We start from the raw sequence: 4,332 nt of genomic DNA, 5'->3' as shown, positions 1-4,332 counted from the left end.
GATGCGGACAAATGTGTCTGCCCGAAGTGTAAGGCAAAGTTGGAAGTGCAGCGCACCAAGCGACAGAAGGCAATGTCTTCTACCTATTTCAGTGTACTCTCCGAGCGCAAGGGACTACAACTTATGCGAGCATTTCAGATGAAAGCCTATTACCGCAAGGGACAAAAGGCAGACATTTATTGTTGGGAGGTGGCACGCTATTGGATGAACGAAAAAGGCAAGGTGGAGGTTATGGCACGCAAGCGCACAATGGGTATCTATATGGACACGTTCTGCTACGACTCCGACATTGAACTGCGCAGGGACAACACCACCTATCAGCATATTGCTTCATTTCCGGTATGCCCCGATATGAAAGTCATTCCTCAGATATGGCGCAACGGCTTTGACGGAGCGTTTCACGGCATCGAACCGCTTACATTATTCAAGGCGATGCTGACAGACCACCGCATCGAAACGATGATGAAACAATGTCGTTACGGACACGTCCGCCACTTCATAGACCACCCACGGCACTTGGAAACTTGTTGGAATGCCTACAAGATAGCCAACCGCAACCATTACCTTATTACAGACATCGGCAAATGGGCGGACTACATCTGTATGTTGGTAGAAATGGGCAAAGACATCAGAAGTCCACATTACATTTGCCCCGACAACCTTGAAGCCGAGCACGACAGAATATCCGAGAAAATCAGAGCCAAGAAAGAAAAGGAGCGCACCGAGGAGGAGATACGCAAGGCATTGAAGAACGAGGACAAATTCAAGGAAATGAAGAGCCGTTTCTTCGGTTTGATGTTCACGGACGGCAATATCGTGGTGAGAATGCTTGAAAGCGTCAGGGAGCACGTTCTTGAGGGCAAGGCGATGCATCATTGCGTAGGCAGCGGTACAAACTATTCACTCAATCCCGACTGCATCATCTTCTCTGCAAGAATAGCCGAACAAAGGGTTGAGACCGTGGAGTTTTCTCTCGAACAGATGAAAGTCGTACAATGCCACGGACTACAGAACAAGGACACCGAGCACCATGCCGACATCATCAACTTGGTGAACAGCAATGCAAGACTTATAGAGCAACGAATGGTTGCAACGACATAACACCACATTATTATAATTTAGGCGGAGCGATGAAAATTCGTTCCGCCACTTTCTTCATGAGCCGAGGAGCGGAAAGAAAGTGGCAAAGAACCGTTTTTTCCTTATCTGCGATGCTTGCAGAATAACAAAGGACAGCCCAAATCAAAAGGACTGTCCTTTATTCATAAATCGTTTTTTTCTGTTCCTTGGGAGATAGTCCCATCTGGCGATTGACACTTTTGCTTACTAATGCGGCATGATGCCGTCCTATGGATTCAGTGGCAAACTGAGATTTTAGCCGTAGTCTTTCTTTTTCATTAGCGTACTCTTAATTTATTGTCAGAGGCGATACGATTTGAGACCTTCATCGAATGCAGCCTTGATTTCGGCTGCATAGGCATTGAAGTGTTCGTTGATGATGTTATCCACATAACTTGCAATGGAAATCTTTCCCTTGCCTACGATACTGACAAATTTAGTCACACGCTCATGAATGTCCTCGCTGATGCCAACATGTCTGCCATATCTTGCGGTAAAACCTGCATTTGCCATGAACTTACCGACATACTGCTCAGCACGCTCTTTCTCCATTCTGTCGATTGGCTCAAATTCACCCACATCATAATTCTCATATGCTGCATCTTCATCAAAACACTCCTCCTTGTCGGAAATAGTTGACGATGTACGGTCTTGAAATGTCTCTTCAAGACAAGCGTCAATCTGTTTACCAACTTCCTCCATTGTCTCTTCATAATTTCTCATGAAAGCCTCATACAACTCCTTGGCATCTGTCGAAGTGAGTTGTCCTTTACCACAGTTTTTTGTTTTGTCTGCCATAATCATTTTTTTAATTGTTATACAAATTCTCTGCTATTGAAATACTTGTTGACTATTGAAAATCCAACCTCAACAGTTTTTGTCAGATACCTGACATATGCAATTCCATCAACGCATCTATTTTGCGTTTAATAATCTTTGAGCGTTCTGCGATTTCAGCTTGTAGCTTTTCGCTGTCCATTTCCGAGAATATTTTGCCCACATGTGCAAATCTATCCTTTGTTGCATTGTTCTCTTCTGTTCTTTCCATAATTCTCCTTATTAAATTGTTATACAAAGTCGAGGATATTGAAGTCCTCTATACTGTCTGACACCTTAAACTCTTTCTTTGGCTTGGAAATCTCTACAATCTTGTGAGTTTGCAAGTAGAAGGTGACGTAATCATGGATGTTCTTCTTGCACTCCTCGCTGTTCTCCATGAATTTCTCATAGAATTGGTTACCATCCATCTCGTGGAAGACCTTTCCTGCATGTCGTTTCTCCTTGTCCGTAGCTTTTGAAGCCTTGACCGTCTTCACGGCTGTATCTATGTCCTCAAAACTTGTTCCTTTTGCTTGCGGTACATCGGCATCGTCCTCATCGTCTGAATACTTCACACCGAAATCTTCTATGCGGACATTTGTAAACACATCATCCAGTAGTTCATCAGGAATCCTTGCCGTGTTCTTTGGTGGATCCTCGAATGTCACGTCATTCTCAGACACAGGCTCTGACTCAGTTTGCTTCTGTACCGTTTCTTCTTTCTTTCGCAGTTGGGACACTTTGAAAAGGCTTTTGCCTACAAGTGCCATCGGGTCGATGGGTGGCTTTTCCTCTTCTTCCTTATTGTTCGCAACTTCAAGGAGCAACTTGTTGTAAAAATAGATAGTCCAGACATTGAATGCAACCAAAACTATCATGAATATACTTTCCATTGTCATGCTTATTCCTTTTTATTTGTCATACATTCCAGTCATCTATCTCTTTTCTCAGCAAGCCGTTGATTTCTTCCTGGTTCTCTTCAAGATGTCTCTCAAGAATAAGGTCGATGTAACCACCGACTGTCAACTCATGCTTTGCGAGCACACTGACTATTCTTGAAATTCTCCTGTGTATCTCACGGCTGATATAAACGCATTGACGAGTCTTTATCTCGTTTCGCTTGAAGAATGCCGAATCGTAACTTTCCGAAGAAGCCTTGGGAGGCTTGCGTGAAATTGGCGACTTATCGGTCTGCGAGCATTGGGACTTCCTGCCAACCTCTTCTTTCTCTTCAGTATCTTTCACTTGGGATTGGGAAGCTCCGTCAAGAATGGATGCTGTTGTCGTGCCAATCTTGCTCTTGCCAATAGAGGCAATGAGCAGATTTTCATCTATTGCGTCAGTGTTGATTTTTCTGCTTACCATAGGCTCATGTCTTTATGATTTCACAAATCTCGTCGGACAACTCCTTGATGCCACTCCCTCGCAACAGGTTTAGGTCTGATGGAAAGATGGTGGAACGGAACACTGCCTTTCTGTTCTCCGACAGCTCTCTTCTGAAACGTTTGCTGTCTGGCAGTCGTGTGTTGAGAACCGAATAGTCGAGAGACTTGAACATACCTTCATATACATCATACAAACTCGTTCGTTCTCGTTTGTCAACCATTGTCCAAAAGAAAGCAAGTTTCTTGGTGACCGACCAGCCCTGTGTCAAAAAGTTGTCGTGGAACAACTGCATGAAGCTCATTGCGCTTTCTACAACAAAGCGGTCTGCGCTGACGGGTACAAAGATGTAATCCATCTGAGACAAGGTCTTCATGACGCCCTCACTTTTGATAGTCCCAGGCATGTCAAAGAAGATGAAATCAAGTTTAACCTCTGTTTCATTCAACACTGTCTCTGCGTCGTCAAGCGCATTGACAGCATTGCTTCTCGTTACGCTGAAGGACTTCTTGCCCAGCTTTTTGAAATGCTCACAGGCTTGCGCCTTGAAATAGGCGCTACTTTTGATGAGTTCCAGTTCCTCGTCTCGCAGGTCTGCAAGGTTGTATTGTGGCTCGTCACAGTCTATGACCGCCACATTGTAACCCTTGACATTGTGAAAGTAGTTGGCTACAAGAGCCGTGATGGTGGACTTTCCTATTCCGCCTTTCTGTGTTGCGAACGCAACAAATCTTGTCTTACTCATATCGTTAACTTTTTAAATTGTTGATTACTCGTTTCTATGATTTCCTGCCAATTCAAAGATATGAACACTTTGATGTCCATGTCTATCGGTCATTGCTCCATTATGGAGACCTTGAACTGTTGCAATGCTTCATCATTTCCATACGACAGTACGACAGTGAATCAGTAAGTCTGTACGTCAGTGGAGCATCATGGATGCAAAGAGACGCTGCAATAGTGACAGGCTTATTCGTTGCTGCAAATGCTTGTTTCATCATATTTTCAAAT

General features: G+C 44.0%; 6 protein-coding genes. 1 reads left to right on the top strand and 5 read right to left on the bottom strand.

Annotated features, from left to right (window positions below):
- A partial coding sequence (locus DW657_RS16690; protein ID WP_118313489.1) for a PcfJ domain-containing protein occupies positions 1 to 1,101 on the top strand: 1,101 nt, incomplete at its 5' end.
- A gap of 318 nt (positions 1,102 to 1,419) precedes the next feature.
- On the opposite strand, the gene DW657_RS16685 is transcribed toward DW657_RS16690, so the two are convergent.
- The 5 genes from DW657_RS16685 to DW657_RS16670 all read right to left on the bottom strand — a co-directional run bounded on the left by DW657_RS16685 (position 1,420) and on the right by DW657_RS16670 (position 4,066).
- Positions 1,420 to 1,917: a DUF3408 domain-containing protein gene (locus DW657_RS16685; RefSeq protein WP_227740970.1), complete on the bottom strand. Its 498-nt coding sequence runs from the start codon at positions 1,915 to 1,917 to the stop codon at positions 1,420 to 1,422.
- Between the two features lie 82 nt (positions 1,918 to 1,999).
- Positions 2,000 to 2,167, bottom strand: a complete 168-nt coding sequence (locus DW657_RS18235; protein ID WP_005823744.1) for a hypothetical protein — start codon at positions 2,165 to 2,167, stop codon at positions 2,000 to 2,002.
- Positions 2,168 to 2,186: 19 nt separating this feature from the next.
- The gene (locus DW657_RS16680) at positions 2,187 to 2,831 is read right to left on the bottom strand and encodes a hypothetical protein (RefSeq protein ID WP_233547201.1); all 645 of its coding nucleotides are present in this window, start codon (positions 2,829 to 2,831) and stop codon (positions 2,187 to 2,189) included.
- A gap of 25 nt (positions 2,832 to 2,856) precedes the next feature.
- Positions 2,857 to 3,303, bottom strand: a complete 447-nt coding sequence (locus tag DW657_RS16675; protein WP_118313487.1) for a DUF3408 domain-containing protein — start codon at positions 3,301 to 3,303, stop codon at positions 2,857 to 2,859.
- Positions 3,304 to 3,307: 4 nt separating this feature from the next.
- Positions 3,308 to 4,066, bottom strand: coding sequence for a ParA family protein (locus tag DW657_RS16670; RefSeq protein WP_118313486.1), 759 nt, complete (start codon positions 4,064 to 4,066; stop codon positions 3,308 to 3,310).
- Between the last annotated feature and the right edge of the window lie 266 nt (positions 4,067 to 4,332).

Origin of the sequence: Prevotella sp. AM23-5 (assembly GCF_003473645.1) — a bacterium.
In the GTDB taxonomy this organism is placed as follows: Bacteria; Bacteroidota; Bacteroidia; order Bacteroidales; family Bacteroidaceae; genus Prevotella; species Prevotella copri_A.
The sequence above is the reverse complement of the archived record's forward strand: the minus strand, read 5'-3'. Positions and strand labels throughout refer to the sequence as shown.